This window comes from Streptomyces sp. MB09-02B (genome assembly GCF_033794485.1).
In the GTDB taxonomy this organism is placed as follows: Bacteria; Actinomycetota; Actinomycetes; order Streptomycetales; family Streptomycetaceae; genus Streptomyces.
In genome coordinates this window covers 1-1,164 of sequence record NZ_JARGEE010000891.1, presented here as the reverse complement: position 1 = coordinate 1,164, position 1,164 = coordinate 1, and the positions used below count along the sequence as shown (strand labels likewise).

Below are 1,164 nucleotides of genomic sequence, written 5' to 3'. Positions count from 1 at the left end.
GGTGGGGGGAGTCGGGCAGGGGCCACACGGGCGTGCCGTCGAGGAGCACCTCGTACGCCGAGGCCGTGCCCGGCGCGAGTCCCGTCACCGGGACCAGCGCGTAGTGGTGGCCGGCGATCTGGAAGGTGCGGGCCTCACCGCCCCCGCCGCCGGCGCAGCGGACCTCGGCGACGCAGGGACGGCTCGCCTCGACCCAGACGGTCGCGGACGAGCCGTCCACATATCTCAGCAGTGGTCCCAGACGCAGCCCCGCCATGAGCGTCACCCACTCCCTCGCTGTCGGCTTCGCCACAGGGGCGCGCCCTCCTCCGTCGCCCCGTACGGTACGGAACGACGGAGGGGAACGGGGAGGTTCCGGACCACTTTCTCGCCCGCGTGTCAGCAGCTCGACAGGTAGCTGGTCAGGGCGCTCTTCTCGGCGGAGTCGACCGAGAGGTCGTAGTAGTACTTCACCTGGACCCAGGCGCGGACGTACGTGCAGCGGTAGGCCGTGCGCGACGGCATCCAGGTGGCGGGGTCCTGGTCGCCCTTCGCCTGGTTCACGTTGTCGGTGACCGCGATGAGCTGCGGCCGGGTGAGGTCGTTGGCGAAGGCCTGCCGGGTGGCGCTGCTCCAGCTGTCGGCGCCGGAGTCCCAGGCCTCGGCGAGCGGCACGAGGTGGTCGATGTCCAGGTCGGAGGCGAGGGTCCAGGTGGCGCCGTCGTACGGGGAGTACCAGCTGCCGCTGGTGGAGGCGCAGGCGGAGTCGGTGACGACGTTCGTGCCGTCGCGCTTGAGGACCGTCTCGCGGGTGTTGCAGGTGCCGCTGATGGTGATCCAGTGGTTGAAGAGGTCCCGGTTGTAGCCGGTGCGGTCCTCGGTCGCCACGGTGAGGGCGGCGGAGGCGGTGGGAGCGTTGAAGAGTGCGGCGGAGGCTATCAATCCGCTGAGCGCCGCGAGTATGCTGACTCGTCGACGCGCGTAGAACCTGCGCATGTGAACTCCTTGTGGGGCCGGGGGTGTTGGGGAGCGGCGATTGAAGGGTCGCGGCGTGGTGTTACCGGCGGATGTTCGTCGGATGAGAAGTTAATGACGTGCGCATGACACGACAAGGGGTGCGGTCGTGATTGTGGCCGGGCGCCCTGTGGGGTGTGGGGCGCCTGGCCACAATCACGACCGCACCCC

General features: G+C 69.8%; 1 protein-coding gene and 1 pseudogene. Both read right to left on the bottom strand.

Features of this window, described 5'->3' with window-relative positions; translation table 11 throughout:
- A pseudogene (locus P1P70_RS44900) lies at nt 1–256 on the bottom strand (alkaline phosphatase family protein); the annotation flags it as partial.
- 122 nt (nt 257–378) lie between these two features.
- Nucleotides 379–975, bottom strand: a complete 597-nt coding sequence (locus tag P1P70_RS44895) for an HNH endonuclease family protein (protein WP_319248296.1) — start codon at nt 973–975, stop codon at nt 379–381.
- Nucleotides 976–1,164 lie beyond the last annotated feature (189 nt).

Excerpts from the sequence above, each read along its gene's own strand:
- P1P70_RS44895 (WP_319248296.1), bottom strand. The coding sequence starts at position 975 with ATGCGCAGGTTCTACGCGCGTCGACGAGTCAGCATACTCGCGGCGCTC.